Here is a 26,392-nt window from a genome sequence, read left to right on the forward strand (position 1 = left end):
ATCCCTCCTATTACGGAGTTTCTACCGCTCCTACTTCGTAACGGTATACGGCCGGCTCGAATGGAGAATAGATTAATTGACCGTCTAAAAGGTTGTAGATTTGGAATCCGATCTTATTCACACCAGAATATTTCTCAATAAGCTTCTGAAGCTCCATAGCTCCAATAACATCTTGAATGTGGAAGGCTTTAAAATCACCAAAGTAGAATACTGGTTTAGTTGAATCCGTTCCATCAGCTGAATCGGTGAAATCTAATTTATGACCAAGCAGTTTATACCCAACCCCATCAGCTGCAGCATGCAACAATGGACGGCCAGTAGTATCTGTCATATCTTCAAGCACAGTAAGAGCCGCACGGTTAACAATCCACATAGACTTCTTAAGGACCTCTGTAACAGGTTGTCCTTTAAGCTTGACCAGTTGAGAGTAAAGCTTTTGAGAGTATCCCGCTGCTGTAATATCCACAGGAGTAGATTCATAGTAAGCAACAGCTTTCTTAGCAAGGGCACCCGGGTTTTCATTTCCTAAGTCATTCCCATTAAACATGTAGTTCGTTTCTTTACGAACATACGCTTTCTTCAGCTCTTCAATAACAATGTCTTCCACATTAACACCGCTCATCTTGATAAGCTTTTTAGTAACAGTTGCTAATGCATCAAACTCAGCTGGATCAAGAAGAATTTCATCGAATTCGATATCTGTTTCAGGAATTTCAGTTCCTGCATCACGTTCTGTTTTTGTTACATTGGCAGCCGCTTTCTTAACCAAGACTGGATATTTCACATCGCCTTTAGTTTTATGACGAGTACCATATTTTCGAAGGAGGTTTTCTTCCTGAGCATAAGTAATAATTTCAGAAGCAATTACTTCTGGAATCGTTACTGATCCATTACCAGTTACAACCCCTAAAGAACGGGCCTCTGTTTCATCAATTTGACCGACCACAAACTTAGCGAATGCTGTGCGGACTTCTTTTTCTTTAGTTTTAGTAGACTTGTGGCCACGAGTTGAAAGGCTTGCACCGATCTTTTTCATGATACCGTCACGTTGTTCTGCTGGAATACCTGAACGTTGCTCTCCTTCACCAGAACCTTCACCACGTTCTTCGTCATCATCTTCAGAACCGGATTCCCCGCCTTCTTCATTTTCGCCTGATTCATCACCAGAACGACCTTCACCTTCGTCAGAACCTCCAGCAGATCCTGTATCCTCTCCTTCTCCGTCTCCACCCTCAAGGTTTGCCAGGGCATCAGCAATAGCTTGAGCCTCATCTGCAAGATCCTGAACTTCTGTTTTAACAGTTTCAAGATCTTCAGCACGCACTTCATTCTTTTCAAGACGGCCACGCAATTCAGTCAAACGAGCCTTATTACGTTTTTGCATAGCAAGCAATTGTTTTTTATTCATTCTCCAAAACTCCCTTTATTTGATTTAAGATTTTTATTCTTTTCTCTACCTGTTCATCTATTTCTTTACTTCTCAAAGACACCTCAGTATCCTCGTATGCGGGTATTGACACCACCGATATCTCATAAAGTTCAACCTCATTCAAGGTTCGAACGGCCGGCTCTACTGAGTAATCCCATGCTTCACCTGTTGCCCAAAATCCAAATGAACATTGATTGATATCGCCACGTCTCATAGACTCAGCTAAGTCCCGGGCAAGCGATGTGTTCGGCAGCTCAACTTCAAACTTAAGACCCCGGGTGTCTTCCTCTACCGTCAAGGTCCCATTCTTAGTCCGTCCAAGCACATGATCCCAGTTATGATTGAATAAGGCCCGTATATCTCCATTTTCAGAAATGGTCCGTGCAAAAGCACCAGGTGCAATCACTTCTTCAAAAAAGTCTCCGATCGATGTCTTGGAATTAAACACTGCAGCATACCCACTTATGACCACAGGTTCATTCCCAGTGCCGTCCCGGGTCTGAAGGTTGGTGATGTCAACGATCCGCGTTTCCTTCTTCTTTGTCACTTTCATCACCTCCCTTCAAAGAATCATCAGTGGCTTTCTTCTCACCGATCTTAGTTAAGTCATTTGATATATAGATAGCCTGAGTCTCTGGAGTATTCTGTTTAGGGAACCCTAGCATGTCGGCCACGTTGTCCGGTGATGTGATTCCTGTTCGCACAAGGTTATAACCGATATTGGTCTTGGTGCTATAAGTCACAAAGTCGAGGATGTTCACCTTGAACTTGATCATCTTTCCAGAATCGCGACCAAAAAAAAGAAGACTCAAATGGTCCTCGAAGTTTTTCATTATGGGTTTGGCTGCTTTATTATGCAGGTACATCATGGCTTTTTCTAAATCAGATTTAATCAATGCTTGGTATGTCTCCACATTGACATTTAAGAACTTGCCTAAATCCTTTTTATAAACATTCAGAAAGGCAAGGATCTTCTCATCCTCAATGGGGCTTTTGAGTGAATCGATGGAGTACCCTTTACCCATAGGAATGAGTTTCACTGATCGTGAATCATCAATTGCCTCTAACTGGTCCAGGATAGCTTTGATCAACTTCGACTGTGCTCCATTCTGTGGGTTGATATGTGCATCAAGTTTTAAAAGGAATGCAAGTAAGCCACCCTTCTTGTACTTATCAGTGAGCACCTTCTCAGCATTCATGACACCTTCCAGTGTATTGCGGCCAAGTTCGAGCAATCCAATACCTTTCAAATGGTTTGTTCCAATATTCTTGATGTGCCTGATCATAAATGGCGGGATCGTCTCTCCTCCAATTTTGAAGTGCTCTATCAACCTATCATCGAGCTCAGTATAAACGTTCGATGCAAGGTGCATCCTATCACCATCAAGGACAGGGAACACTTCTCCCTGAATTAAGTAAGTATTAACCATGAGTTTAATAAATTCAGAACCACTCAAATAATTATTTGGGTTTTTCAATATTTTCAATGCTGAATGATTCCTAATTTCATTGCCGTATTCGTCTTCCACAACAATATCGGCCAGCATCAATTGATTGCTAATGTCCTGAAGGAGTTCATACACATCACTTGATTCCAGAATGCTGTCATCATTAGCGTACCTGCCACCATACCGGATGGAATTTGAATAGATATCCTCCATTACTCCGCGTTTTTCTAACTGTCTATAGACGAAATTTGAGAATCGATCTCTTAATCCCAATGTCTCACCACCTTTCAATGCATGAAAAAAGCCCTCAATAATTGAGGACACAAATGTTCTTTAAAAAATATTAATAAAAAACCAAACGATTACAATTATTCCTATTACCCATGTAAAAGCACAACCAATGGCTGCATCTTTTTTATAATTTTTCCCAAAATTTACGTATCCAGTCTCTGTTTTTATACCCGTCTCGCTATCACCTTCATTTTTATAAAAGAACACCAAGTACGTTCCTAATGGTAAAGATATTATAATAATGAATGGAATTAATAAAAATCCACCGTTAATAAGGATTAAAAATCCAAATAACAGCGTTAAGAAAAAGGCGAACCCTCCACCAGCATATTTCTTATTCAGCAAATCTTCACACCCAATCTAAATACTTTTCTTTTGTGGTTCATCAGGAAAATAGTAAATCCTTGTTACCATCCACACCTAATTTTCTGCATTAACCTTAACCCCCACAAACACTCATTAGTCTTATCGTCTAATCCAATAAAATTTTTAACGCGCATTTGTTTCACCTATAGATTTCACTTATTAAATCATCCATTCCATCCTGATCAATATCATCCATGAGCATCATTGTCTCTTTATGAGCAACTAAAAAAGCCACAAATCCATCAATTTTCTTTTTGGACTGTCGCTTTGAAGGACCCTTCATTCCATTAATATTGGTTACTACTACCAGATTAAGAGCACAGTAGATAAACAATGGATTGTCGGTCATTATTCTCTTTTCATAAATCAATCTTTCAGCATCATCGATCATGGCATTCATGACATTTGGATATTGATTGACCACAATACATTCAAGTCCCAAGTTCTCACATTTCTCAATAAGCTTCTGAGACATTGCCGGGTCATAATTCAACTGCTGCACATCGTACAGATCCATGCATTCGGAGATATAATCCATCACTTGATCCTGGTCAATCATCTTTCCATCACAGAATTGAACAAAACCACGCTCTACCAAGTCGGTATATGGCACGTTGTCTTCCTTCTCCCTGGATTCGATGTCTGCATTAGGGATGAAATACATCTGTTTGACCTTAAGGATGGACCTTCCTTCCTCATCATGTGTAGGGAAATTCAGGTTCACGCAGGTTAAGTCAGTGGTCTTCGATAAGTCCAGTCCGAGATAACATGTTTCTCCCTGCAGGTCCCCGAGGTCATCCACAAGGATATGTTCTACCTGGTCCTGCTCGAAGAAGTTGTCTGCACCATTTACAAATACATTTAAGTGTTTGGATAGGAACTCCGCTTTCTTATGGGCTGACCGGTTAGCCGTAATGAATTCCGATTCAAGTGCGCTCATTGTTACCGAGATACCGATATTCGGGTTGACCATCGCCCATACTTTCCGGTCAGTCCAGTCATATCCTTTGTTGGGCTCGTAAATCATGACGAAGTTTGAATCGTTATCGTCATTCTTCAGGACTTCCTTAGCCTCCCGGTAGACCCTCATACCCACACTTGAGGAACCTTTACCAGCTGTACTGATATTGAACATGATCGGTTCATCGCGGGCAACCTGAGCTGACTTGAAGTTGTCGTATTGATCCATGTTCTCCTGCTTGTGCAGCTCATCATTCAGCACAAAGTGTGGATTGGAACCCTCAATTGAATCGATATTTTTACTCATTACGATGAATTGGTTAGAATATGCCAGGCCATCGTGAATGTAGTCATAGGTCACGGATGAAACGGTACCTTTTGGGCCCTTGTATATGTGGGAAGCGTTCATTAACGCATCGTGGTTCATGATCGTGGCAGCAAATGGCTTTGCAGCATATTGCGCCTGGTTAAAATCACTTGCACAACAGTAGCAATCGGCACTTAAAACCCCTTCACCAAACATGGAATAGCCCAGGCCCCCAACCGCGATCAACGTTTTACCGTTTTTCTTCGGCACCTGAATATAACATTCCCGGGTCACCCGGACCACTTTTCCCTTTTCGTTCTTATGGACCCAGCCATATATCCATGAATAAGCGAATTTTTCCCATTCTTCCAAAATGAAAGGCTGGCCGGCTAGATCACCTTTTGTATGACGGACAAATGTTTCTACCCAATCCATCATTTCATTGGCACGATCCACATCGAACCAGAGATCTTTTCGCTTCTTCCACCTAAAATAACGATCTACCATCTGCTTGATTGTGTCCGGATATTTCTTTGGGCTCTTCCTTACTTTCCGTGCAAATATTTCTGCATAATTTATCCCGCGTTCAATCATTTTGAATTCCGCCACTTTTTCCTATGAGCCGACAATTCATCCTCCACCGGCTCCGGCTTTTTCATTTCTTCATCTTTTCGGACTGATGATCCACCGGTTACAATCTTACCTGGCTTCGACTTGTTGGTAAGCCCGAGTAAATCCAATGCTTTTGTCTTCTTGTCTGCCCATGTTTCGACCTGCTGTGCAAGAGGATGCTTGGAGTTATTGGTGGCCCCGGCTTTGTTGGTGTGACGTTGAGTGGCCGGGAAGCCCTTCTCCTTCCACTGGATGTACATGGTCATATAAACCTCAAAGATATCCAAGTAAGATTCAATCAACGGATCGAGTGTAAGGGTGTAAATTTCAGCGTCTCTCATGATTTTCAGAATCCTTTGTTTCTCCGACTCTGTTTTTTCAGCAACCATTTTTTCACGCTGTTTTCTTGTAGACATTTTACACCCCCCTTTATATTTTCAAAATATTGTCTAACGATAGAATAGACTCCCTTGCTACCTATCTTCCCTAATGGAGAAAAATCGAGATTGGGTAGGGGGGTTATCCAAAATAACTCGGGAATATTTTTCCTTTGTCATCCTTGTTCTCTTCTTCCGTGTGACACTTTGGACATAATAATTTTAAATTGTTTTCATCAAGCTTCAATGTTGGATCATCTTTGATTGGTATCTCATGATGCACATGTGCCTGCCTACCGAAAATGAACCGACCACACTTCTGACAACAGCCTCGTTCTCTTTGATAAACGAGTGACCTCATGTTTTTCCAAGACCTAGAATTGTAGAATTGCTTGTTGTCATGATGGTAGATGTCCTTCTTCTTACGCTTCCTCAGGACCGATTTCCGGGATCTTTTATGGTCTTCACAGTAATAACCGCGTTCTATTTTATTTCCGCATCCATTGAAGTCACAGTACTTCATTACTCATCAGCAACAGTTAATGATTCAAGGATGTGAGCACGAATGGTCTCCTCTTTCTTCATGTTGCCTGGTACCTCAATGTCATTCTGTTTGGCAAAGTCTTTGAGCTGCTCAGCATTCATTGAATCCAGGTCAATCTCAGTTTCATTATCTTTCTGCTTTGCTTCTTTTTCAGGCAACATACTCTTAGGTTCCTTTGTTACCTCAAAGCCTGGCTCCTTGCCCGCAGGTACAAAACGGATCTTCTTTTCTTTAGTGTCCCAATACTCAGTGCCCTGTGCCGTCTTTCTCATTTCTACATTCATGTCCTTCAGCTCCTTTAAAATAATAAAAAGCACCTCATATTTACGAGATGCTTTAAAGCCTACCTATTTCTTTTTTTCTTTCGATGGAATCCATCTTCTTTATGATTTCATTTGCAGAGAAAGCTGTAAGAAAGTTATCCCCTTTTGATAAGATGATTAGGTGTTTCTTTAGAAAGTCCCATTCAGATAGTCCAGCTTCGTTCTTCAACACTTCCCCTTCACAATCATCACATAGTTGGAGATCCCAGTCTTCCATGACTCCAATATCAGATTCACCAAATACAATGTTGCAGCTTAAGCACTTCAAAAATTCACCTCCTTGCATAGTACTTTCTACACAAGAATGTTATTTCCTTTTACAATTTTATTTTCTAATTAGATATATCTTGTAGCTAAGTACTCTTGTACGTATCCTTTCCCTTTCCAAGTGCTTAAGCTCATAAATATCATAGTTAGAAATAATAACTTCATTGTTTTCAGTACGAAAGACATTATATCTAAAGAATAAAAATAATGGGTTTAAATAGACCAAACTGTTTTTCACATAAATAAAGCCTAACAAGGAGAATAAACCTAAATTCACCATCAGACTATTTGCCTTTGTAATATCAATAGACAATATAGGAACAAGGTAAGTTACTACATAGTTCAATAAATTATCTTCGGTTTTGCAAACCCCTTTAAATTGTTGTTTTTCATTTAAATTAATTTTCATAATTACAATTAACGCAAGAAATGAAAATAAAATTAAAAATATGAGTATACAAATAAAAATTGAAGGAAGAAAGTCTTCAAATAAAAAGAGCTTTTTCATCTTCTTCAACGAACTGAAGTATTTATAGTTATTTATTATTAGCAGGACATACAAAGGAAAAAACGATGAAACGTATAGGCCAATTCTAAATAGAACGGGAGTCATCGTGAACACCTTACTTTCCTATTTTAAACTCCTTCATCAAAGCCATTTCTATTATTAATTATTGTACTATAAAAAGAGTCTCTCATAAGTCTTGTAATATCTAACAGTTGAGATTTGTCTTCATAAACAAGCCTAGTATTTTCTTCGGCTACTTCTATGTTCAAATCAAAAATGTCAATAACACTTATTACGTTTTCAAAGTTCTCGAAAACTTGATACATCCTGTCTTCTTCATTTAATAATTTTGTTAGTGCCCTTGTTACCCTACCATCTGAGAGACAATCCTCATAAAATTGATCAAAGTTATTGATTCGATTTGCCCGTCTAACAAGATCCAATGTTTGGCTTGCTTTTTCGTGATATTGATCTTGAATAGAAAAAATTCTTTCTAATGAAACATGATTAAGAATGAGCATTTCACCATCAAATATTACGATGTCTACATCTGGTACAATTCCAAGTAGTGTATCGTCTAATTTTCTAAAATCACCATCTGCAAATCTCCCGAAAAATCCACCTCTGTTCAACCTGTTAAATTTGGTAACTCGTCGAAAAAACAGAATTTCACCATGAGTTGTAAATACTTTTAAGCAATAAAAAGTTAATTTGCTTATTTCTTCAGTTGGTATCTCACTCCGATTAACAACTTCATCATTCATACTGTCAAGAATTTCATAAAAACTTGCAACCTCATCAGTATGATATGTTTCGATACACCCTTCAATACTTCCAATCGGACTAAAAGGGCGTTGTTCTGTTTCTTGAGCCCCTTCGATTGCCATTGTAACTAAATGCAAAAACTCTCTTTGCAATTCTGGATGTATTGTAGGTGAGTATGATTGATATCTTCCAATGGGTCTTTTACGTGTGAAATATAGTCTTGTATCCAGATCAGCAATATCTAATCCACGTATAATATTAATAACTCGTGTAATATCCATAAAATCCCTCCCCTCTAACAATTATCAAATAGAGAGAGTTCGTGTACAACCCTTATTATTCGTCAAAAAACGACATTATCTACTCCTAATCGCCCCTCCTTTCCTCCGGTACGTATCCCGGTTAACTCCCATGATCTCTTCCCAGTCTACATGCTCATGATGAACTTTTTTCTTTTGCTCAGGCTCTTTCTTCTTGCTGTAATTTAACTTCTCAAGTTGACCTTCGCTCAGATGATCTACTATCCTCACTTCAATCACCCTCAAATTCTTCTCAGATTGGCTCAGTTTGGATTTTAGTACTCAGGTAATACTAAGACACTAAAAAGGCTCCCTTCGACTGAAAGGAGCCCTATTTGAAATATTTCGTTAATACCATATTAGCACCTCTGAGAAGAAATGCTCAGCTTTTTATTTGCCTAATACCGGCCCACTATCTGCCGACTATTATATTATGTACTTTTGAATTGATTCCTTACTTGCCTTAAAGCTTTCAGGTAATTTATTTAAAACTTTTTGAATCTCTTCTTTTTCCCAATGATCAAGTTTTTCTATTTGTTTCAATGAATCTTCAATTTTATTTAAAATGCCTCCCAGGTTAATCAGATAGTCATTATTCAAAAAATGATTAGCAGCCATTAAATAGTATGAAAGTGCAGTACTGTTGTTTTTTTTCTCGGTATAAAAATCTCCTTCAAGTGTATAAGTAGATGCTCTTAATAAGTTTATCTCCCTTAACAACTTGTCTTCTTTACCTGTTAATCTTTCTTCTAAATGTTTTACTACATCTCTTGATTTATTTCTTATGTCCTGATTTATTTTTCCCTCAATCTCATTACTTATTTCTTCCTTAAATTTATGTAAAAACTCATTCCTTAATCCAAGTTCAATCTCTGATTGAATACGAGATATTTCTTCTTTTCTAAAATTTCTATTTGCAAAATAATTCAACGTTAAAAATATTGTAATTAAAGTCACTATTGTACCGATAGACCAAAAAAGGGTTTCTTTTAATACACTATTTTGATTAGTCAGTACGTCCATTAATTGTTTTGTTGTTTCATCCACTGTTTTTCCACCTTTCAACATTAAGAACATCCATCAGTTTTGACGGATGTCCTTTTCATTTTTATAAACTTCAATCCGAAGAATAAATGCTAACTTATAAAATGTTCTAGCTTTAACTCGATAATACCTTCTTTCACTCATTCCCATTTCATTGTAAATTTCATAATCAAAAACCTCTTCATCCTCCAGGTATCGTCTATAAATTATCTCCCTTTCTAACTTACTAAGACGATTAACCCCTCTAAGGACCCATTCAATATGTTTGTCTCTGGCGATATCCAGTTCAATTCGCTTTATTGCTACCTGTTCAGTTGAAGAATGAAACTCATTCGAAAAAGACGGAGGAACGAGTGAATAAGTGGCCGTGACTTTCGGTAACTTGTCTTCTGGAACCATAAGCAAGTATAAGCGATATTTCTCTAAAGCGGACTCCACAGCAGCCTTTGTCTTCTCTCTGTCTATCTCAGGAAGCATAAAGGTTAATTGTTTAGCCAACATTGACCCCTCCCGTTATGGTAAAATATTCTTAGCCAATATTTTAAGGATCGGGAGAAATCTCGGTCTATTTTTTATTGTTTTCTTCAACTTTAGCAATCAACCATTCTATTTCTTCCACGGAGATACGGCCGTTTTTTACACGATCCTTTATTGATTTTAAAGTAATTTGATATTCTTCCATGTTCCCACTCCTTTTATACTTGTCCGAGAACTATTAAAGCATATCTTGAAAATAATTTCCTTCATTCAATCGTCGGATAGTTCATTACTCAATATCATCAAAAACTAATTCTTTGTAAGCGACTAAAGCATTGTGCATATTGGCAGTATGCCAACCGCATTCTTCATCGGGAGCAAGTCCTGACGTAGAATATTGAATATACATCAATTCAATATCTTTTCGAGAAACAAATTCATTTAATTGTTTTTCAAACTCAGGCATTTCATTTTCAATAACTTTAAATTTCATAACTCTCTTCCTCCTTTGTTTTGTGTCGCCACAAATGAGTCTGTGATTCAAAACTTCCTACCATACCTATGTTCGTATTCTTTAAGGGCTCCTGGAACCCCAAGGACACAATCCCTGAGAAGTTCCAGGAGTTTTATATGTGAATATGGATTAATGGAGTTCTTTTTCCTCAAATGGATCTTCATCCTTCTCTTCTTTATCAACATCATCAATACTCATCTGGTCCTTTGAGACCTCCACATTGCCGTTTCCGTCCACTTGGTACTCAATACCTTCAGGACCTTCATAAAACTCTTCGATGCTCATCTGAGAAGGCTGAATGGATAGGTTTACGTTACGGCCTGCATATTTATATAGTTCCTGGGCTTTTTTCTCTGAGTCTCCTTTTATAGCAAACTTCATTGTTGTCTTTTTGGAGTCACGTTGAATGTTCATGAATTCAGCTGATGTCTCTCCAGCTGCACAACCTTCGATTTCGAAAAGGATAATGCTACCTGCCAGGGCGTACAATTCGGTAGTTGCCGTGTCTCCATCTTCCTGGCCTTTGATTTCAAACTTGAGAACCTCTTTTTTATCGTCCTTCTGCTGCATCTTGAAGAATACGTTTAATTGAGTTTTGCTCATATTCCTATCTCCCTTATTGTTTATTTTTTGTGAAGGTCATTAAGCATCCTAAGCCGTAGCCATGCTCTTTAATTTCACTTGATTGAACCCAACCACGATCCTGATGACTCTCAATGACTCTGGCCAGTGTAGTCTCTGTCATGCTATACACGATTTTCTTTAAAGGCTTGTATTTTATACTCATGCATTCCTCTTCACATCTGTTTTGGCTTGTATGATTGACTCAATAACTTGTGCCTTGTTGACAGTCAAACGTGATTCACCAGTCTCTTCTACCACGAACAAATCACCCGCAATTTGAGCTAGAATATACGCATCAACTACATTGTCACTTTTATGCTGGTACCCATAATCATTCATCACTGCTTGCATAACAGCTTTCTTTTTCTGAGGGCCTGTCAATCGTTTCTTGCTTCCTTTCTCACCAGTCCATCCCGTTACCCCTACATACTTCTTCACTGCATTTGGGGCAACTTCATAATAAGTCAGCTTTCTTTTGTATAGCTCGTTCCGGATCCCATGATGCAACCCACCAGCAAACATTGCCTTCTGGGTGCTATACGGGAACCCTTCAATGCAGATCATGTCACCTGGCTGTACATGGGCAATGATTTCGTTGATCAGGGTAATCATCCTTTTGGGATCCTGACTCCCAACACCGGTCAATTCCTTTTCTCTAAGGACCATACCACTTTCGTCCAAGGCAACAAATCCTGTTTTAGTCGATGGATCGATACCTACAAATCTCATAACGCTTTCCTCCTTGCTTTTTCATTTTCATAGACCTGCTCCAACTCTGTAAGAGTCAACTCATACAACTGGCTGCCATCCGGTGTTTTAAAATAGCCCATCTTAAGTAGCTCACTTTTATAAAAATCCATTTTAATTTCAAGACCTCTTCTTAATTGGCCAAATGGTATCTTAGTGATCAAGATCACCACCCCTTTACATAAAATTCAATTCTTCCTGTTTAACGAGATTGATAAACTTTCCATATTCTTTAATAAACCCTAGCTTCACCGTTCCAGTAGGCCCATTCCGATGTTTACTGACAATCAATTCTGTAATGCCCTTTAGCTCTGAATCCTTGTAGTAATATTCATCCCGGTAGAGGAAACCTATAACATCTGCATCCTGCTCGATCTGTCCCGATTCCCTCAGATCAGACATCATCGGACGCTTATCCTGCCTTTGCTCTACTCCCCGGGAAAGCTGGGAGAGAGCCACAACATTCACGTCTAGCTCTCTCGCCATTGCCTTAAGGCTCCTGCTTATATCACTTATCTCCTGTAGTCGGTTTCCCTTATAGCTCGCATTCCCCATGATCAGTTGCAGGTAATCGATCATAACAAGGAGCTTCTTGCCCGGATTCTCACGTTTCACCTTTCGGACCTTTGACCAAATATAATTCACTGTCACACTTGGTTTGTCGAAGATTTGTAAGTCAAGGTTGTTTAGTATTCCAAGTGCCTGTGATAGCTTTTTCCAGTCGTGATCAGTGAAATCTTCACTTGCGTTCTTCATCTTCTGTGCGTCTATGTTTCCGGAAATCGATATCAATCGCTTCAGCAGCTGTTTCTTGGGCATCTCCAAGGAGAATATACATGGGACGTCACCTTGTTCAGCAGCATTGTAGGCTACATTGAGAGCAAAGGCTGTCTTCCCCATCGATGGTCGGGCACCTATGATAATAAGGTCGCTTTCCTGAAGTCCGCCGGTGAGCTTATTCAGATCATCGAATCCAGTTTGGATACCAGTCATTTCATCTGTCTGAGTGCTTAGCTGGTCATACAGTTGATAAAGTTCTTCTCTTATGCCTCCATCATCATCTGCTGACTCCGCTTCCTCCATCTTCATCAGTTCGCTGATCACTGTCTGGATTGCTTCATGCGGATCCTCTTCAAGAAGTTGCTTTTTGAAATCGTTGGCCAGCTGAAGGGACTTTCTCTTTCGCCAGTTTTCGAGAACAAGAGATTCATAGAATTTGAAGTTTCGAGTAGTCGGCACTGACTCAGCCAGCTTCATCATGTATGAAACTCCACCGACTTTATCCATGCTCTTTTCTACTAGCTCAACAAGGGTCACTATATCGATTGGCTTTCCTTTTTCATCGAGATTCTTCATGGCCCAGAAGATACGCTTGTTCTCAATGATGTGGAAGTGATATGACTGTAGTACACAATCTTTTATCAAGTCACCTTCGAGAAGAATGGATCCGATAACGGATTGCTCAGCCTCTACGTTTACGATTTGAGGTTCTTCAACCAGCTGATTCATTGTTGTTCACCTCATCTGGGATATTTAGTATCTTCCTGATTTCAGCAAGTGCCTTTTCCCGTACTTCAGGACTTGCAGCATTCCTACGGTTCCTGTCACGTTCTCTGAGCATTTCATTTGTTTCTTCTACCGATGGGACTGCCGGACCTGATGGAACTTCTTCTTTTGAGTAATTAATGAGCTCTGATACTGTTGGAACAAATTTTGATTCCTGAGCAAGTCTATCAGCGTTATACAAGATGACTTCAGGATCTTTGTCCTTTAATAACCGGTGCCAGGTATTTATTTTCACCTGGTCGAAGTAGAAGTTATTAAACACGTTTTCAAAAAGGGTCATCACTTCAAAAACATGTTCCTTATTCACTTAAATCGAAATCCTCCTTGCTTGGTCTTTTTTTCTTTCCTTTACGACCATTACTTTTAAATGACTGTTCGAACTTCCTGGCATCTTCTATGGTTTGTACTCCAGCTTCAACCCACTTCTTTAAGATGCCTTCTGTGTAATCAAAACCTTTCTTCTCTTTCTTAGCTGATAACTTCATGGCTGCCAAAACCAAATCTGAGTCAAGATCGTTTATCCAATGTTCAATTTGCTGGTAAACATATGGTGAAGATGTCACTCCGATTTGTAGGTTTTGATGGTAGAAATCAATCACATCATTTTGACTACTACCACTACTACTAGAATTCTTTAAATTCTTTAAGTTCTTGTTTGTGTTATTTTGTTGTTCTTTTGATGTTATTTTGTTGTTATTTTGTTGTTCCTCATCAGTACCATGAGATTGATAATTCCCCCATTTACCAACAGTTACAATAGAAAATTTGTTGTTACTGTTAAGTGAAATTGAGTCTAACTTTTCGAGTAGCTTCATGTACTTCCAAACAGTGGACTCTTTCATGTTCAATTCTGATGCTGCTTTACTTCTCCCAAAGACGAATTGACCTGGTTTTAAATCGATGAATGTCATCCCTACCAATTGTTTATATTCGGTGTGAGATGCCTTCATAAGGCAATACATGAATACCTTTAACAACTTCTCGTTCTGGAAGATATCACTCTGCAATAATTTTCGATGTACCTTTATCCATCCACCTAATGAAATGGCATCTCACCCCTTTCTCTATAGTTCCGTTCGCTGACAAATTGCAAAACCATCTTTAACCGCAACCACTCTGTAATGAGGATAGTGCTTCATGTAGTTCATAATGAATTGCTTGGCCTCTTCTTTACTGGTCGCCTTCTCCCATATCCATTTAGGGAGAAGGACTCTGTATTGATCGTTCACTGTTTATCAGTCCAGCTGACCTTCTTGAAAGTCAAATTCCATTTCGATTGCTTCTGCCTTTTTGTTAGCGTCATTGATATTTAGGTCAACAAGCTTGGAAAGACCGGTCACCTGGCTCAGAGTCAAATCTGCAGGCTTCTTGTTGAAATTCTCTTTAACCAAATCAGTGACAATCTTTTTATCAAGCGATGATTGTTTAACTTTTTGATTAATTCCATCCCAGGCTTCTTTCAGCTGATCTTCTTCATCGACCACTTCCCCGGGTCCTGGCTCATCGAAAGAATCAGGAGTGATATCCTTTCTTCCTCTCGGCTGGTAAGGGTCCACGTTGTCTTCCTGGGCACCCGTGGCATCATCCACATCAATACCGAATTGAAGCTTCAGTGCACGTTTCAAAGCGTGCTTTTTGAACATGTCGTTGTAGTATGTCTTCCATTGCGATCCTGACTTTGTACGTAAGTGCTCAACCTCATCAGCTTCGATGACGACCACTTTATCCGGGTACCCTTCACGTTTGGCAATAGCATATGCAGCGGCCACTTTCCCTCGAGGGATTTTAATGGTATGCTTCTCAATCTTTAACTCCTGGGTCTCAGGATCCACACCGATTTCAAAGTCATCGTTTTCATGTACCAGTTGAACTGTTACCCCTTTGTAATCTTCACGCTGTTGAGCAAGATACTGGATTCCCTCCACTGATACCTGGATGCTCATTTGATTGCCGTACTTGATAAAGTAGATGTGGTTTTTGAATGGATTCAGGTTGTTCTGCTTACAGATCTGAATGAACAGTGCAAGCTCCTCGTTTGTGGCTCCCTTGGCAATAGAATTGACAACGACCTCCAATTCCTTTTGGGTGAACACATTCTCGAATTCTTGGGTGTTAATTGCGGATAATTGATTTTTAGACATTTCCATCACTCCTCTTTATAGTTTTTGTCCTTCGTTATCAGCGACCATCATGCAGTAATTAGCGATATTGGCACAAAGTTTAGTAATCTCATATTTATTTTTGTCGACTTTGATTAACTCTCTCCGAAGGTTCTCCAGTGTTGAATCATCATTCCCGTTAGATCTTGATGATGTTCCCTATCCCACCCTGGCCGGTGGTCATTAGCCTTTAACTGAGCTTCCATGTCATATGCGAATTCCATAACTGATTTTCTTGGTCTTGGCAATGGCTCCATCTGTTGAACAAAATTAGCAATTTCTTCGCCAAGTTCATAAACAAGAACGCAATCTCTATCCATACCAAACCTCAAAGCGATTAGATCAAATGTATCTTTATCCCAATACGTTTCTAATATTTCATTTTTCATAAACGCTTCTCTTGCTTCGTCTAAGAAATCCAAATGAGTACTAGTTATATGCTGGCTCACTTCGTCTCCTCCTTCATTTGTTGGACCAGGCAACCGAGATTGCAGAACAAATCTTTCCCCCGGTGCCATACCTGGTCCCCTCTGTAAATTGGTCGTTCACAATTTTGATTAGTGCAGATATTAACTGGTTGATTCACACTGGCTCCTCCTAAACTATCTTGATATTGAACTCTTCATCTTTGACTCTAGCGACAATCAATTGGCCAGCCGGAGCAGTGAAGTTCAAAATGGACTCAGCGTTATCTACGAATGTCGGTGCTATAACCTCAGACTGTTTGCTCAGCACCTCAATTAGTTCCAATCCGGCTTTAATCTTCTCAGCTGTGGAAAGCTTACTGTATGGCTTACCATCCATTTCAATCTCGAAGGTCGCTCTTTCTTCACCGTTCTTAAGAGTTTCAAAGAGTTTGATGGAAATGGTGGTGAATAATTCATCCACTTTAGTGACCATTAATTCCGATCGTTTGGACTTGAACTCTTTAATTGCATCCACAATTGCCTTGGAGCTGATTAACTCTTTGCGGATTGCCTCTTTCTTTTCTTTAGCCACATCAATGTCATCAGCCAAGCTCCCTGCCTGCTCTGCCTGCTTCACGGCCATCTGAAGTTTCATAAGCTTGTCTTCAATCTCATTGAGCTCTTCACGATTGATATCTTCTGTCTCTGGCATTTCAGCAAGTGATTTTTTTAGATCATTCACCTTCTGAACCAGATTCTTCCCGGTGGTCACCTCTTTATTGAACCTCGCCTGCCGGTTCTCTTTAACTTTCTGAATGGAATCTTCTTTCAGTGGCTGTTGACATGTAATGCATAAATCCAGGACTTCTTCATCCTTAATGGCTTGGACAATTTGTTTCTGGCGATTGATCTGATCCGTCAAATTATCAATCTGGCCTTCCATTCGATTCCTTGCTGTTTTGGCTCTTTGTCGAATTTCGTTTTCTTTATCAATGGCAACCCTTTGCTTATGCAAGGATTCTATTTCCTTTTGAGCAGCCTCTTTATCGAATGATTCGTCATTGTTTTTACTTGCTTGTTCTTCCAGGGTAATGACCCGTTCTGATGCTCTTTCATATGCAGTCTTTGCACTTTTTGCTTTTTCACGGTGCATATCTTCAAGATCATCAAGTTTGTATTCCTTCAAAGGCGACTCCAGGCGTTCACGATCCACTTTTGAAAGTTCGGCCAACACTTCTTTGTTTAGTGGCTCCCTTACGTATTGAAGTAATTGACTTCTTTGATCAAACTTATGTTGAGTAAAAAAATAATTTGGATTGAACTGTGAAAGGAATAGATTCTTATCAAATTGACTCTCTAAGTAATCGTTGAACTCTGTTGCTTTCTTCGGTACTTCATTAAGAAAATACTTGGCGGTCTTCTTTTGTTTTCGACCGATTAAGACATCCTTGCCTGCAATGTTTACCAGAAGCTCTGCCTCTGTTTCCGTTTCTTCCTCTGAATCGATTGGGCGAGGATCTAACTTGCTACCTAAGATATCCGTTCCAAATAATACCCAGGATACTGCATCTCCGATTGAAGACTTACCTTCTCCATTACGACCTTTGATATTAGTTACATCTCCGAAATTAATGTTCAGTTGTTTATGGTTCTTGAAATTTTTCAGTGCTAACGTTTTAAAAGCGATTTGCATATTTCACCCTCCAGTTGATTTTGGTTGGTGATTCCGATACTATTTAAATAAAGTTGCTGTATAGAATCACCTTTTAAATGATCCGTGTTCCAGCACGGGTCATTTTTCATTTTCAGGAGCTGCCGGTGCCTTTAAGATCACCGCTCCTTTCGGAAAACCGTTCCATAGGAAGAACTGATATTGTTCCCATGTGATTTCAATAACCTCTCCCCGATCGTCCAGGTACCCGTTCATATGCTCACCCCCTTTCAAGGTTCCAAATACCGATTAAGCTGATTGAACGTTTTTGCGTTCAGTATCAATTGACATCTTGAATAACTTTTCTTTCGCTTCTAATTCCACAGCGATAAGTAATGCCGGAGCCTTTTTAGCCTCTCTACACATCTGAAGGACCTCACTGGCTTTCATCATTCTGCTTGCAGTAAACACGCCGTTCATACTAATCAATCTCCTCTGCTTCTTATTTGGTTATGAACCACTTATACTTCTGAACTAGTTATCAACGAATCACCTTATGGTTCGACAACATCTTTAGCTAACGTTCTATTAATTAATTCAATAGATTGTTGGTTTCTTCAGCACTCGACTTCATTCACCAGCAAATTTCGCCACGATGTCGAAAAAGAAGGAGCTGCTTCCAGCTCAATAACCTGCTTTATTAATTTGGTTATGCATTAGTCGTTTGTAAGCCATTAACCTTTGATTGCGATAAGTGAACCATTTGGGATGCTTCTCAGCGAGATTCACTGAAGACTTCTCAGCTACTTTGCGTGTGTAGTAAGAAATGCGATCGATTATTTCTTTATTCAATTTTCCTCCTCCTCAATATTCACGACTTCTAAATCACCAAGGGACAACAACACTTTAATAACTTCTTCCTGGCTCTTTTGTGGAAGGTTATCGAATTTGATCACTCGCCTTCATCCTCTGCTTCCATATTCTCAATAATTCTTGGAATTGAAGTTCTTGCAAAGAACGCTGCCATTTCTTTCATCGTTTCCTTGCTTATTCTTGGTGGTGTTACGTTTTCTTTAAGCTTTTCCCCCATCTATGTCACCATCCAAATGTTAATAAGTTATCGAATTCCCAACTGATGAATCATTTTGATTACAATTGCAAGCATCTTCTATAAAAAAAATATCTGCAAAATTTACTCCTAATCCATCTGATATCTGTTTAGCAATCTTTCCACTACAGAACCTTTCTTCATTTACAATCTGGTTTAAGTAAGGATTAGAAATCTTTATGTGTTCAGCAAATGATCTTTGTGAATGCCCGTTCTGCAATATCAATTTTCTTAACTCCTGTGGATCTTTCAATTTAACTTTCAATGATGTGGAAACCTCCTTTCAACCTGTTGCTTGCAATTGTTATCTTGCTTCTGTAATCAATTTACCATCACTAATTAACAAATGCAAGCATAATTTTATAATTTTTTGTCCATAATGCTAACAATAGTTAATTCATTACGTTATAATGTTTTCAGTGAGGTGAGAAATTAGTGAGTAGTATAGAAGTTTTTGATGAAAAGAAATTTGGAGAAATGTTAAGGGAATTGAGACAAACCAAAGGATTAAAGATTAGAGAACTTGAAAATTTATCAAGTGTTTCTAACGCATACCTATCTCAATTAGAAAACGGAAAAAGAGGTAAACCATCTCCAGAAATTATTAAAAAATTAGCTCCACATCTTGGTGTTACATATACAGAATTAATGAGAATGGCTGGGTATATTACAGAAGATCTTAACGATGAAGCTTTAGAGTTATTGAAATTAGAGGATATAGAAGAAGTTTTTAATTACACTTTTGAACAATTTTTTAATGGCATTTCAAATGATGGGGAAGTTTTAAAAGAATTTCGAGAAACTTTTATTAGTCAAGTTAATCAAATGGATACAAACATGAGTGAATTTTTTAGTGAAGAGAATATGAAAATGAGAAGTTTTTGGGAAGAGTTATTTAATAATTTAACTTTTCAAGAAAAATTAGAGTTTCTTTTATTACTAAAGAAAGATGTAAATATCAGTTCAATTTATCAGCTTCAAAATGAAACATTATATAAAGCAGAGAGCAAAGAAAACTACTATACAAAGAACGATGTTGAGAAGACAGATAAAAGTGTTCGAGTGCCTATCTTAGGTTATATTGCAGCTGGTCAACCTATATTTGCGGATGAACATATAATTGATTATGAAGAGGTACCAGGAGAATTTAATAAAGATCATTTTATGTTAATCGTCAAAGGTGACTCAATGAGAGGAAGCAGAATATATCCTGGAGATAAGGTATTAGTAAAGATGCAACCTGAAGTGGAAAACGGGGAAATTGCTGTTATCAATGTGAATGGCGAAGATGCCACTCTCAAAAAAGTAAAGAAATATGAAGATGGATCAGTATGGCTTGTTTCTACAAACGAAAAATACGCACCTATCCCTTTCAAAAAAACTTCAAGAATTATAGGTAAAGTAGTAAAAGTTATTTTTGAACCTTAGAGAGATCTTTATGTTGATTCATGTTTTCGCTTTTTGCGATTAATTTAATCATTTTATGTAATGTATCATTAGAGATCTGTTTCATTTGTTTATCCCCCATTTTATGTTTTGTAAGGTGGTGATAAGGTTGTATACGGTCGGTCGGTGTAAAATCCGCGACTGGCGACTACAGTTCGATATGACCCAAAGTGACTTAGCAAACAAATCAGGTGTTGATCGGTCTAATATCTCAAAATATGAGCAAGAAGTGAGTAGGCCTGATTTGAAAAATCTTAAAAACATTGCTGCAGTTTTTGGGTGCTACATGGAAGATCTGTATGAGTGGAAAAAAGACCACTAATAAGTCTGCCAGAGGATAGGACGGGAAGATTTCATTGCACCGTCCCGACCGTTAAGTGCATGTTCGCAACAAATACGAACGTAATTTTTATTATAAACTTGCTCTTCCCTTTTATCTACCGCTTTTTTACATAAAAGTAACAATTCACACAAACTAGGGAGGTTTTATCTTGACTGTAGGAATTTATATAAGAGTAAGCACACAAGAGCAAGCTAAAGAAGGATATTCGATCGCTGCACAAAGAGAAAGGCTGACAGCATACTGTGCCGCCCAGGGGTGGACTGAATACAAGTTTTATGTGGATGAAGGTGTATCAGCAAAGAATACTGACCGTCCACAATTACAATTACTCCTGGACCATGTGAAGGCAGGAACAATTGCAACCATTTTAGTTTATAGATTAGACCGGTTCACTCGATCGGTTATGGACCTTTATACCCTTCTCGACTTTTTAGATAAGCATCAGTGTGCATTCAAATCTGCCACAGAGCTCTATGACACTTCTAATGCGATGGGTAGAATGTTTATAGGTTTGGTTGCCCTTCTGGCTCAGTGGGAGCGCGAGAACCTTTCTGAGCGTGTAAAGATGGCACTTGAAGAGAAAGTATCTGATGGGGAACGCGTTGGTAATGTACCATTCGGTTTTGATTTATCCGAAGAAGAAAAACTGGTGAAGAATGAACAATCTCCAATCGTATTAGAAATGATTGATTTATTGAAATCAGGTATGTCAGCAAAAAGGATAGCTGATCATTTGAACCTTCGTTACGATCACCGAAGATGGCATGCTCAAGGGGTCCTTCGAATTTTCAGAAATCCAGCTATCTATGGAGCAACACGTTGGAATGACAATGTGTTTGAGAATACTCACGAAGGATTAATATCTAAAAACGAGTTCAATAAGCTTCAAGACATTCTTGCAGATCGTACGGTCCATCATCGGCGTGAGGTTAAAAACACGTATCTTTTTCAAGGGATTCTGGCATGCCCTCAGTGTGACCGCCCTCTTTCGGTTAATCGATATTTAAGAAAAAAGAAAGACGGCACCTCCTATCAAAGTGCTCTCTATAGATGTCAAGTATGTGGGAAAAAAGGATTTAACATGGTCTCAATTGGTGAGAATCGTGTGTTAGATGCTCTCAAGGAATACATGAAGGGCGTGATAATCGAGGAAATCAAATCACCACCTACCAAAAACAATGAACGTGATGACCTCCTTAAGCAGCAACAACAAATTGAAAAGAAAAGAGAAAAGTTTCAAAAAGCGTGGGCCAATGATTTGATAACCGATGAAGAGTTTGAAGACCGTATGAGAGAAACAATGGAGTCTTACAACTTTGTTAAACAACAACTTGCAAAAATAAAAGCCCCTGTGCTTTTAGACACAAAGGCAATACAAGAGATAGTATTTACTTTTAACCAAACCTTCTTTTTGCTTACCAACGATGAGAAAAAGGAATTCATTTCACGTTTCATGAAAAAGATTGAATTCAATTTAATCCCTCAGCCTCCCAAAAGACCTGATAAGCACTTAAAGGGCAAGGATTTAATTGTTATTTCTAATGTTTTGTTTTATTAGTATTTACGTCACGTTACCAGTCGGCCCGGTGAACAAAATGAGCCCATGGGAATACATAAGCAGAGCGAGCAGTTTTTTTGCGGATGAAGGATACAGTGACATTTTTTCGATTGGAAGTTGATATTTTTGAGGGAGTATGCGAATGACGAGACTTTCTTTTAAGTGGGTGGTCGGTAAGGTGGAAATTCTGAGAGACAGTAGCGTGTTTCTTACGGTAAGAGTGAAGGAACCGCTTTGGGGCTTTCTTTTTTCTCCGATGTCCATGGAGGCCATGAATTTCAAATGGGCAATTAATCGTTCTGCCTGATCCAGATCAATGGTCTGGAAAGGGACCAGTACTCCGATCTTCCTGAATTGAATAAGGTAATCGTTCGTTCTCGGGATTAAATGAATATCTGTTGCATCATTGCTGAAAGCATCTCCAATCATTACTTCCGATAGGGACTCTACTGAATGAAATATGAACGTACACCGCCTTTCTGATTTCTTAAGTATAGATATACGACATATATTTGCAAAATCCTTCTTTTTGTTGGGATTTTTCGTTAGAGTGTTATCCATTTTTCATAAAATGCTTAAAGAGATAGATTAAATGAACCACCTAAAAGGAGGATTCTAGGTTACTCGTATTTAAATCGAGCCATTCACATATTCCTTCCTCACCCATATAAATAAATGGACTAATAACTTACTTTTTCGAAAGTGGTGAAGAAAACAATGACGAAAAACATGGATTACACCTCTCCAGAAGCACAGTATTTTTTTGATGTTAATAAAAGTCCCCTATTTAAAAAAGACAACCAAAACCTTATTAATATCCTAGGTGTCAATCAATTGAATACGTTGGATAATAACTCTTTGCTTGATATTTATTTAAGTAAAAACAGTTTTGTGGAACCTCACTACCATCAGAATGCAGCTGAACTGGTGTATTGCATTTCAGGGGGAGCTGTTGTTTCCATGCTCAATCCATATACTAAGGAAATTATGAATTTCCGTATTTCACCAGGGCAGGTGGCAAATGTTCCCCAAGGCTGGTGGCATTATGAGGAAGCAACGAAAGATCAAACTCATCTTTTAGCCATTTTTAATGCACCTAACCCTGAAGTGATTTTAGGTTCTGATATCTTAAAATTCACGCCTTCAAATGTCATGGCTTATAATTATTGTATGGATGAAACCGAGTGGATCAAAACTACAAAAAAAGTAAAACCAAGTACTTACATCGGTCCGAGTTGCTTAGATCCTCAAAGGCATGTATCGCAGGCAACATCCCATTTCGCCTATCCCCCATACTATTATCAATATCAGCCAAATCCTTATTATTATCGTCAGTGCATTCCAAAATCCATTTAGAAAGCGGGTGGGAACTTTTTTTAAAAACAAATGAATAGAATATCAAAATACAACCATACTATAATTTGTAAAGACGACTCAATGGGCTATAGCCAAGCGGTAAGGCATCGCACTTTGACTGCGACATGCGTTGGTTCGAATCCAGCTAGCCCAGTACTAAAAGCGGAGGCGGCTTGCTCAGCCCCGACAAGCATAAGGTGAAGCTGCTGAAAAGGCGGCTTTTTGCCTTTTTGGCAGCTTCACCTTATGACCTCGAGGGGCTAGCCGCCGGAGCTGGATAATAGAAAAGCGGAAGGGCTTTGCCCAGAGGCGACAAGCATAAGCTAAGGTACCCGGAAAGGCGTTCTTTGCCTTTTTGGGTACCTTAGCTTATGACCTCGAGCCTCTAAGCCCTGGAGCTAGACAAACTAAAAACGCAAGGGGGGATCTCCCATTGAAAAAGTGCCTGCCTTTTTCAATCCAACTTACTATTTATACTCTTAACTACTTATCTTTAATGATCTATTTTTACTAGCCAAGGTCTGTAGCCCTTCAGGGTTGTAGCCAACTACCAATTTTTTCCCATCTGTTAATAACGGTCTCCGTAGAAGTTTTGGTTCATTAATAATCAGATTGATCACTTCCGATAGAGGTAAATCGTTCACGTCTTTCCCCAAATCTTTAAACGTTTGGCTTCTCGTCGCCAGGATTTCATCCAGGCCATCTGTTGTCAGGGATAATAGCTCCATTAGCTCTTTATGAGTAGGGGTTTCTCTAAATAGGTGACGTTCATCAAAATTAACCGAATGAGCAGTTAACCATTTCTTTGCTTTCCGGCAAGAGGTACAACTTGGATAAGTAAAGAATGTCAGATTGTTCACTTTCATGACCTCCTAAATTTTTTGTTTGTTTATAATCTATTAAACATATTGTATACCATTTGTATAACTTATGTACAGAAATATCTCTTGGGAATTTGTGAACTTTTTTTTGACATTGAATCCAATAAACTTTTATATCATTTCCGCCATTTTCCACTCCTTCTCCCAAAACGATAAACATCGTAGAATGAGGTAAAAAGGGATATTAAAGGGTTGCAGTAGCAAAAATGATGTTTGAGAACCTTCACTTGGTGGAAGAATGAAAATGTAAGAAAAATGAATAAATGTCATTTCCATGTGTAGATATCACCTAATCGTCACAAACTAACATCAAACGGATATTTACTTTTATGGTAGTATTCATTTATAATATTGAGTGATGGACTTAGGGTGCAAAGGAGGGTTACATATGGATCGTATGTTTAGAGTTCTTGGGTTTTGGACTGGTATTTTTGCTGTAATGTTCTATCTTGGTGATATGACCACGACATCATTAATCTTTTTAGGCCAAACTGGATTCTTCATTATGCTTAGCTATTTAAAACTGTCTGAACGTATGTATATATACGTTTTCGGTGCTTACTTAACAGTGTTCTTTGCAGGATTTACTTATTGGACGACCTTTATGATGACTCCTGGTGCAGGAGGACACTAAAAAAATTCCCTTTAGCTACTAGCTAAAGGGAATTTTTTTAGTGTTAAAACCCATTTAGAAATGGATTTGAATCCATTTCAACTTCAATTGAGGTTTCCGGGCCATGACCTGGAAGAACCGTTGTTATCTCAGGCAAGGTCAACAATTTTTCGTGAATACTCGTTAACAGCTCTTTATGATTCCCACCAGGTAAATCAGATCTCCCGATACTTCCCATAAATAAAGTATCTCCTGCTAATACGATTCCACTTTCTTGTACATAATAAGAAATGCTACCAGGTGAATGACCTGGAGTTTCAAATAGTTGAAGCTTAAAATCTCCAATATTTAAGTTCTTTTCATTTGTAAGTATGTAATCAGCAGGCTTCATCCTGATCGGCTCAGCCATCATGAAAAGCTGTGATCCATTCAATGCGGGATCTAATAGCCAATTAGCTTCTTTCTCATGTATGTATACCGGGATGTTATAGCTTCCCCTTACATGATCAACTGCACCAATATGATCGAAGTGAGCATGGGTAAGCAGAATGGCAACCGGAGATAACGATTGATTCTCTAACCATTGAATCAGTTTATCCCCCTCTCCCCCCGGGTCTATGACTAAGCATTCATTGTTTGCGTTCCACAGAATATAGCAGTTGGTTTGTAAAGGGCCCAAGGGCATTTGTTTCCACTGCACTTCTTCCACCTCCATTTGTGATACTACCATTGTATCAGAACTATCAGCGTCATAAAAAGATGGAAGTTAAGGTCGACATAGAAGTGTCAAACTTTTGACCTCGACAAACTGAAGAAAAACCTATAAAATGTTAATGAGTGCATTTATGTACATAGGTTAATAATCAGCAAGCGTAAAACGCATTTTAATGAAAGGGGTCATATAAATGGGTCTTGTAATTATCACTGCATTAGTTTCATTATTAGCTTTATTTGCAGTAGTAAGCACATTCAAAAATAAGAATGCAATGGGAATCCTTTTCTCATTGGCGACACTTGGTGTTTTTGGTTGGTTTACAATTATGACTGTCCTTCACTCTGGTTACCCAGGTGGTCATTAATTTAACAATCAAATAAAAGAAATAAGCCTTCCATTTCACGATGGAAGGCTTATTTCTTTTTTTGGATATATACAAAAAAGATAGGCACTAAAAAGTACCTTATGGACGTCTGAAACACGTACGTTATAATAGTTGTGAAATTTGTATTCATGACCGTTTGGATAAATGCCCTTTATGTAGCCGATTCTAAGTGAGTGGGTTGAAGCGAAATCCAACTACTTCTTTCTAATGTTGTTTAAGAAAGGCTCTTTTCATAAACTTTGTTGCTATTGAAGTAGCGAGCGGTGGTTGATTTCAGCTTGAATAGTAAGATACTATTTCAT

The 26,392-nt window shown here is 38.7% G+C and carries 39 protein-coding genes and 1 tRNA gene; 7 read left to right on the top strand and 33 right to left on the bottom strand.

The genetic code is table 11. The features are described 5' to 3' along the window. Nucleotides 1-10: 10 nt before the first annotated feature. The 30 genes from FGG79_RS09730 to FGG79_RS09845 all read right to left on the bottom strand — a co-directional run bounded on the left by FGG79_RS09730 (nucleotide 11) and on the right by FGG79_RS09845 (nucleotide 19,058). Nucleotides 11-1,408, bottom strand: a complete 1,398-nt coding sequence (locus FGG79_RS09730; protein ID WP_138777776.1) for a phage major capsid protein — start codon at nucleotides 1,406-1,408, stop codon at nucleotides 11-13. Next, nucleotides 1,401-1,976, bottom strand: a complete 576-nt coding sequence (locus FGG79_RS09735; protein ID WP_138777778.1) for an HK97 family phage prohead protease — start codon at nucleotides 1,974-1,976, stop codon at nucleotides 1,401-1,403. The genes FGG79_RS09730 and FGG79_RS09735 overlap by 8 nt, the downstream gene beginning before the upstream one ends. Further along, the gene (locus FGG79_RS09740) at nucleotides 1,945-3,150 is read right to left on the bottom strand and encodes a phage portal protein (RefSeq protein WP_138777780.1); all 1,206 of its coding nucleotides are present in this window, start codon (nucleotides 3,148-3,150) and stop codon (nucleotides 1,945-1,947) included. The genes FGG79_RS09735 and FGG79_RS09740 overlap by 32 nt, the downstream gene beginning before the upstream one ends. 60 nt (nucleotides 3,151-3,210) lie before the next feature. Further along, a complete protein-coding gene (locus tag FGG79_RS09745; protein WP_138777782.1) occupies nucleotides 3,211-3,513 on the bottom strand; it encodes a hypothetical protein in 303 nt (100 codons plus the stop codon). Nucleotides 3,514-3,673: 160 nt separating this feature from the next. Beyond that, nucleotides 3,674-5,395, bottom strand: coding sequence for a terminase large subunit (locus FGG79_RS09750; RefSeq protein ID WP_138778827.1), 1,722 nt, complete (start codon nucleotides 5,393-5,395; stop codon nucleotides 3,674-3,676). Then, nucleotides 5,392-5,829: a P27 family phage terminase small subunit gene (locus tag FGG79_RS09755; protein ID WP_138777784.1), complete on the bottom strand. Its 438-nt coding sequence runs from the start codon at nucleotides 5,827-5,829 to the stop codon at nucleotides 5,392-5,394. The genes FGG79_RS09750 and FGG79_RS09755 overlap by 4 nt, the downstream gene beginning before the upstream one ends. Before the next feature lie 103 nt (nucleotides 5,830-5,932). Beyond that, a complete protein-coding gene (locus FGG79_RS09760; RefSeq protein WP_138777786.1) occupies nucleotides 5,933-6,313 on the bottom strand; it encodes an HNH endonuclease in 381 nt (126 codons plus the stop codon). Further along, nucleotides 6,313-6,618 carry a hypothetical protein gene (locus FGG79_RS09765; RefSeq protein WP_138777788.1) on the bottom strand — a complete coding sequence of 102 codons (306 nt, stop codon included), beginning with the start codon at nucleotides 6,616-6,618 and terminating at the stop codon, nucleotides 6,313-6,315. Before FGG79_RS09765 ends, FGG79_RS09760 begins: the two co-directional genes overlap by 1 nt. Nucleotides 6,619-6,670: 52 nt before the next feature. Then, on the bottom strand, nucleotides 6,671-6,925 hold the full coding sequence (locus tag FGG79_RS09770) for a hypothetical protein (protein WP_138777790.1): 255 nt from the start codon (nucleotides 6,923-6,925) through the stop codon (nucleotides 6,671-6,673). Between the two features lie 635 nt (nucleotides 6,926-7,560). Next, entirely contained in the window at nucleotides 7,561-8,478 is a 918-nt protein-coding gene (locus FGG79_RS09780) for a Kiwa anti-phage protein KwaB-like domain-containing protein (RefSeq protein WP_138777794.1), read from the bottom strand. Between the two features lie 75 nt (nucleotides 8,479-8,553). Beyond that, nucleotides 8,554-8,727 (bottom strand): hypothetical protein, encoded by a 174-nt coding sequence (locus FGG79_RS21740; RefSeq protein WP_171050876.1) that lies wholly within the window; start codon nucleotides 8,725-8,727, stop codon nucleotides 8,554-8,556. A 195-nt stretch (nucleotides 8,728-8,922) separates the two neighbouring features. After that, nucleotides 8,923-9,543: a hypothetical protein gene (locus tag FGG79_RS09785; protein WP_138777796.1), complete on the bottom strand. Its 621-nt coding sequence runs from the start codon at nucleotides 9,541-9,543 to the stop codon at nucleotides 8,923-8,925. A 33-nt stretch (nucleotides 9,544-9,576) separates the two neighbouring features. Further along, complete coding sequence (locus tag FGG79_RS09790; RefSeq protein ID WP_240794247.1) at nucleotides 9,577-10,038, bottom strand: ArpU family phage packaging/lysis transcriptional regulator; 462 nt, start codon at nucleotides 10,036-10,038, stop codon at nucleotides 9,577-9,579. A gap of 268 nt (nucleotides 10,039-10,306) precedes the next feature. Continuing rightward, nucleotides 10,307-10,510: a hypothetical protein gene (locus FGG79_RS09795; RefSeq protein WP_138777800.1), complete on the bottom strand. Its 204-nt coding sequence runs from the start codon at nucleotides 10,508-10,510 to the stop codon at nucleotides 10,307-10,309. A gap of 150 nt (nucleotides 10,511-10,660) precedes the next feature. Then, nucleotides 10,661-11,134, bottom strand: coding sequence for a hypothetical protein (locus tag FGG79_RS09800; RefSeq protein WP_138777802.1), 474 nt, complete (start codon nucleotides 11,132-11,134; stop codon nucleotides 10,661-10,663). Nucleotides 11,135-11,147: 13 nt separating this feature from the next. Beyond that, nucleotides 11,148-11,318, bottom strand: coding sequence for a hypothetical protein (locus tag FGG79_RS21745; RefSeq protein WP_171050877.1), 171 nt, complete (start codon nucleotides 11,316-11,318; stop codon nucleotides 11,148-11,150). Beyond that, entirely contained in the window at nucleotides 11,315-11,884 is a 570-nt protein-coding gene (locus FGG79_RS09805) for a hypothetical protein (protein WP_138777804.1), read from the bottom strand. Before FGG79_RS09805 ends, FGG79_RS21745 begins: the two co-directional genes overlap by 4 nt. After that, the gene (locus tag FGG79_RS09810) at nucleotides 11,881-12,066 is read right to left on the bottom strand and encodes a Fur-regulated basic protein FbpA (RefSeq protein WP_240794248.1); all 186 of its coding nucleotides are present in this window, start codon (nucleotides 12,064-12,066) and stop codon (nucleotides 11,881-11,883) included. Before FGG79_RS09810 ends, FGG79_RS09805 begins: the two co-directional genes overlap by 4 nt. 13 nt (nucleotides 12,067-12,079) lie before the next feature. Further along, complete coding sequence (dnaB, locus tag FGG79_RS09815; protein WP_138777806.1) at nucleotides 12,080-13,411, bottom strand: replicative DNA helicase; 1,332 nt, start codon at nucleotides 13,409-13,411, stop codon at nucleotides 12,080-12,082. Then, a complete protein-coding gene (locus tag FGG79_RS09820; RefSeq protein WP_138777808.1) occupies nucleotides 13,395-13,775 on the bottom strand; it encodes a hypothetical protein in 381 nt (126 codons plus the stop codon). The genes dnaB and FGG79_RS09820 overlap by 17 nt, the downstream gene beginning before the upstream one ends. Further along, the gene (locus FGG79_RS09825; protein WP_171050878.1) at nucleotides 13,768-14,283 is read right to left on the bottom strand and encodes a DnaD domain-containing protein; all 516 of its coding nucleotides are present in this window, start codon (nucleotides 14,281-14,283) and stop codon (nucleotides 13,768-13,770) included. Before FGG79_RS09825 ends, FGG79_RS09820 begins: the two co-directional genes overlap by 8 nt. A 249-nt stretch (nucleotides 14,284-14,532) precedes the next feature. Then, nucleotides 14,533-14,697, bottom strand: coding sequence for a hypothetical protein (locus tag FGG79_RS21750; RefSeq protein WP_171050879.1), 165 nt, complete (start codon nucleotides 14,695-14,697; stop codon nucleotides 14,533-14,535). Between the two features lie 6 nt (nucleotides 14,698-14,703). Next, the gene (locus tag FGG79_RS09830) at nucleotides 14,704-15,609 is read right to left on the bottom strand and encodes a RecT family recombinase (RefSeq protein WP_171050880.1); all 906 of its coding nucleotides are present in this window, start codon (nucleotides 15,607-15,609) and stop codon (nucleotides 14,704-14,706) included. A 113-nt stretch (nucleotides 15,610-15,722) separates the two neighbouring features. Next, on the bottom strand, nucleotides 15,723-16,145 hold the full coding sequence (locus FGG79_RS09835) for a hypothetical protein (protein WP_138777814.1): 423 nt from the start codon (nucleotides 16,143-16,145) through the stop codon (nucleotides 15,723-15,725). A 79-nt stretch (nucleotides 16,146-16,224) separates the two neighbouring features. Beyond that, the gene (locus FGG79_RS09840; RefSeq protein ID WP_138777816.1) at nucleotides 16,225-17,727 is read right to left on the bottom strand and encodes an AAA family ATPase; all 1,503 of its coding nucleotides are present in this window, start codon (nucleotides 17,725-17,727) and stop codon (nucleotides 16,225-16,227) included. A gap of 99 nt (nucleotides 17,728-17,826) precedes the next feature. Then, nucleotides 17,827-17,961, bottom strand: coding sequence for a hypothetical protein (locus FGG79_RS22275; RefSeq protein WP_276607961.1), 135 nt, complete (start codon nucleotides 17,959-17,961; stop codon nucleotides 17,827-17,829). A gap of 33 nt (nucleotides 17,962-17,994) precedes the next feature. Next, nucleotides 17,995-18,165 carry a hypothetical protein gene (locus FGG79_RS21755; protein ID WP_171050881.1) on the bottom strand — a complete coding sequence of 57 codons (171 nt, stop codon included), beginning with the start codon at nucleotides 18,163-18,165 and terminating at the stop codon, nucleotides 17,995-17,997. A 204-nt stretch (nucleotides 18,166-18,369) separates the two neighbouring features. After that, complete coding sequence (locus tag FGG79_RS21760; protein ID WP_171050882.1) at nucleotides 18,370-18,537, bottom strand: hypothetical protein; 168 nt, start codon at nucleotides 18,535-18,537, stop codon at nucleotides 18,370-18,372. A 100-nt stretch (nucleotides 18,538-18,637) separates the two neighbouring features. After that, nucleotides 18,638-18,775, bottom strand: coding sequence for a hypothetical protein (locus FGG79_RS21765; RefSeq protein WP_171050883.1), 138 nt, complete (start codon nucleotides 18,773-18,775; stop codon nucleotides 18,638-18,640). A gap of 19 nt (nucleotides 18,776-18,794) precedes the next feature. After that, the gene (locus FGG79_RS09845) at nucleotides 18,795-19,058 is read right to left on the bottom strand and encodes a helix-turn-helix transcriptional regulator (RefSeq protein ID WP_138777818.1); all 264 of its coding nucleotides are present in this window, start codon (nucleotides 19,056-19,058) and stop codon (nucleotides 18,795-18,797) included. A 170-nt stretch (nucleotides 19,059-19,228) separates the two neighbouring features. On the opposite strand from FGG79_RS09845, the gene FGG79_RS09850 reads away from it, so the two are divergent. From FGG79_RS09850 to FGG79_RS09860, 3 genes are all read left to right on the top strand, one after another. Then, entirely contained in the window at nucleotides 19,229-20,221 is a 993-nt protein-coding gene (locus FGG79_RS09850; RefSeq protein WP_138777820.1) for a helix-turn-helix domain-containing protein, read from the top strand. A gap of 103 nt (nucleotides 20,222-20,324) precedes the next feature. Further along, on the top strand, nucleotides 20,325-20,561 hold the full coding sequence (locus FGG79_RS22430; protein ID WP_138777822.1) for a helix-turn-helix domain-containing protein: 237 nt from the start codon (nucleotides 20,325-20,327) through the stop codon (nucleotides 20,559-20,561). A gap of 169 nt (nucleotides 20,562-20,730) precedes the next feature. After that, nucleotides 20,731-22,140: a recombinase family protein gene (locus tag FGG79_RS09860; protein ID WP_138777824.1), complete on the top strand. Its 1,410-nt coding sequence runs from the start codon at nucleotides 20,731-20,733 to the stop codon at nucleotides 22,138-22,140. A gap of 3 nt (nucleotides 22,141-22,143) precedes the next feature. Here the strand turns inward: FGG79_RS09860 and FGG79_RS09865 are convergent, their stop codons facing one another. Next, nucleotides 22,144-22,701 carry an ATPase, T2SS/T4P/T4SS family gene (locus FGG79_RS09865; RefSeq protein WP_138777826.1) on the bottom strand — a complete coding sequence of 186 codons (558 nt, stop codon included), beginning with the start codon at nucleotides 22,699-22,701 and terminating at the stop codon, nucleotides 22,144-22,146. Between the two features lie 156 nt (nucleotides 22,702-22,857). Here FGG79_RS09865 and FGG79_RS09870 point away from each other — a divergent pair, with 156 nt between their 5' ends. After that, a complete protein-coding gene (locus FGG79_RS09870; RefSeq protein ID WP_138777828.1) occupies nucleotides 22,858-23,496 on the top strand; it encodes a cupin domain-containing protein in 639 nt (212 codons plus the stop codon). Nucleotides 23,497-23,578: 82 nt separating this feature from the next. Then, nucleotides 23,579-23,650 (top strand) — tRNA-Gln (locus FGG79_RS09875). 325 nt (nucleotides 23,651-23,975) lie between these two features. Here the strand turns inward: FGG79_RS09875 and FGG79_RS09880 are convergent. After that, complete coding sequence (locus FGG79_RS09880; RefSeq protein WP_138777830.1) at nucleotides 23,976-24,356, bottom strand: Spx/MgsR family RNA polymerase-binding regulatory protein; 381 nt, start codon at nucleotides 24,354-24,356, stop codon at nucleotides 23,976-23,978. Between the two features lie 409 nt (nucleotides 24,357-24,765). On the opposite strand from FGG79_RS09880, the gene FGG79_RS09885 reads away from it, so the two are divergent. Beyond that, nucleotides 24,766-25,011 (top strand): DUF2626 domain-containing protein, encoded by a 246-nt coding sequence (locus FGG79_RS09885; protein ID WP_034757675.1) that lies wholly within the window; start codon nucleotides 24,766-24,768, stop codon nucleotides 25,009-25,011. Between the two features lie 43 nt (nucleotides 25,012-25,054). Here FGG79_RS09885 and FGG79_RS09890 read toward each other — a convergent pair whose 3' ends face one another. Then, nucleotides 25,055-25,690: an MBL fold metallo-hydrolase gene (locus FGG79_RS09890; protein ID WP_138777832.1), complete on the bottom strand. Its 636-nt coding sequence runs from the start codon at nucleotides 25,688-25,690 to the stop codon at nucleotides 25,055-25,057. A 205-nt stretch (nucleotides 25,691-25,895) separates the two neighbouring features. Between FGG79_RS09890 and FGG79_RS09895 the strand changes: the two genes are divergently transcribed. Further along, nucleotides 25,896-26,069: a DUF2759 domain-containing protein gene (locus FGG79_RS09895; protein WP_138777834.1), complete on the top strand. Its 174-nt coding sequence runs from the start codon at nucleotides 25,896-25,898 to the stop codon at nucleotides 26,067-26,069. The last annotated feature ends 323 nt before the right edge of the window (nucleotides 26,070-26,392 follow it).

The organism is Bacillus sp. BHET2, assembly GCF_005938125.1.
GTDB lineage: Bacteria > Bacillota > Bacilli > Bacillales > Bacillaceae_B > Rossellomorea.

Bases quoted from the DNA above. Each gene is read 5' to 3' on its own strand.
- FGG79_RS09730 (WP_138777776.1), bottom strand. From the start codon at position 1,408: ATGAATAAAAAACAATTGCTTGCTATGCAAAAACGTAATAAGGCTCGT.
- FGG79_RS09750 (WP_138778827.1), bottom strand. From the start codon at position 5,395: ATGATTGAACGCGGGATAAATTATGCAGAAATATTTGCACGGAAAGTA.
- FGG79_RS09755 (WP_138777784.1), bottom strand. From the start codon at position 5,829: ATGTCTACAAGAAAACAGCGTGAAAAAATGGTTGCTGAAAAAACAGAG.
- FGG79_RS09760 (WP_138777786.1), bottom strand. From the start codon at position 6,313: ATGAAGTACTGTGACTTCAATGGATGCGGAAATAAAATAGAACGCGGT.
- FGG79_RS09765 (WP_138777788.1), bottom strand. From the start codon at position 6,618: ATGAATGTAGAAATGAGAAAGACGGCACAGGGCACTGAGTATTGGGAC.
- FGG79_RS09780 (WP_138777794.1), bottom strand. From the start codon at position 8,478: ATGGATATTACACGAGTTATTAATATTATACGTGGATTAGATATTGCT.
- FGG79_RS09795 (WP_138777800.1), bottom strand. From the start codon at position 10,510: ATGAAATTTAAAGTTATTGAAAATGAAATGCCTGAGTTTGAAAAACAA.
- FGG79_RS09800 (WP_138777802.1), bottom strand. From the start codon at position 11,134: ATGAGCAAAACTCAATTAAACGTATTCTTCAAGATGCAGCAGAAGGAC.
- FGG79_RS21745 (WP_171050877.1), bottom strand. From the start codon at position 11,318: ATGAGTATAAAATACAAGCCTTTAAAGAAAATCGTGTATAGCATGACA.
- FGG79_RS09805 (WP_138777804.1), bottom strand. From the start codon at position 11,884: ATGAGATTTGTAGGTATCGATCCATCGACTAAAACAGGATTTGTTGCC.
- dnaB (WP_138777806.1), bottom strand. From the start codon at position 13,411: ATGAATCAGCTGGTTGAAGAACCTCAAATCGTAAACGTAGAGGCTGAG.
- FGG79_RS09825 (WP_171050878.1), bottom strand. From the start codon at position 14,283: ATGAAGCTACTCGAAAAGTTAGACTCAATTTCACTTAACAGTAACAAC.
- FGG79_RS09830 (WP_171050880.1), bottom strand. From the start codon at position 15,609: ATGTCTAAAAATCAATTATCCGCAATTAACACCCAAGAATTCGAGAAT.
- FGG79_RS09835 (WP_138777814.1), bottom strand. From the start codon at position 16,145: ATGGCACCGGGGGAAAGATTTGTTCTGCAATCTCGGTTGCCTGGTCCA.
- FGG79_RS09840 (WP_138777816.1), bottom strand. From the start codon at position 17,727: ATGCAAATCGCTTTTAAAACGTTAGCACTGAAAAATTTCAAGAACCAT.
- FGG79_RS22275 (WP_276607961.1), bottom strand. From the start codon at position 17,961: ATGAACGGGTACCTGGACGATCGGGGAGAGGTTATTGAAATCACATGG.
- FGG79_RS21755 (WP_171050881.1), bottom strand. From the start codon at position 18,165: ATGAACGGCGTGTTTACTGCAAGCAGAATGATGAAAGCCAGTGAGGTC.
- FGG79_RS21765 (WP_171050883.1), bottom strand. From the start codon at position 18,775: ATGGGGGAAAAGCTTAAAGAAAACGTAACACCACCAAGAATAAGCAAG.
- FGG79_RS22430 (WP_138777822.1), top strand. From the start codon at position 20,325: ATGTTTTGTAAGGTGGTGATAAGGTTGTATACGGTCGGTCGGTGTAAA.
- FGG79_RS09865 (WP_138777826.1), bottom strand. From the start codon at position 22,701: ATGGATAACACTCTAACGAAAAATCCCAACAAAAAGAAGGATTTTGCA.
- FGG79_RS09870 (WP_138777828.1), top strand. From the start codon at position 22,858: ATGACGAAAAACATGGATTACACCTCTCCAGAAGCACAGTATTTTTTT.
- FGG79_RS09885 (WP_034757675.1), top strand. From the start codon at position 24,766: ATGGATCGTATGTTTAGAGTTCTTGGGTTTTGGACTGGTATTTTTGCT.
- FGG79_RS09895 (WP_138777834.1), top strand. From the start codon at position 25,896: ATGGGTCTTGTAATTATCACTGCATTAGTTTCATTATTAGCTTTATTT.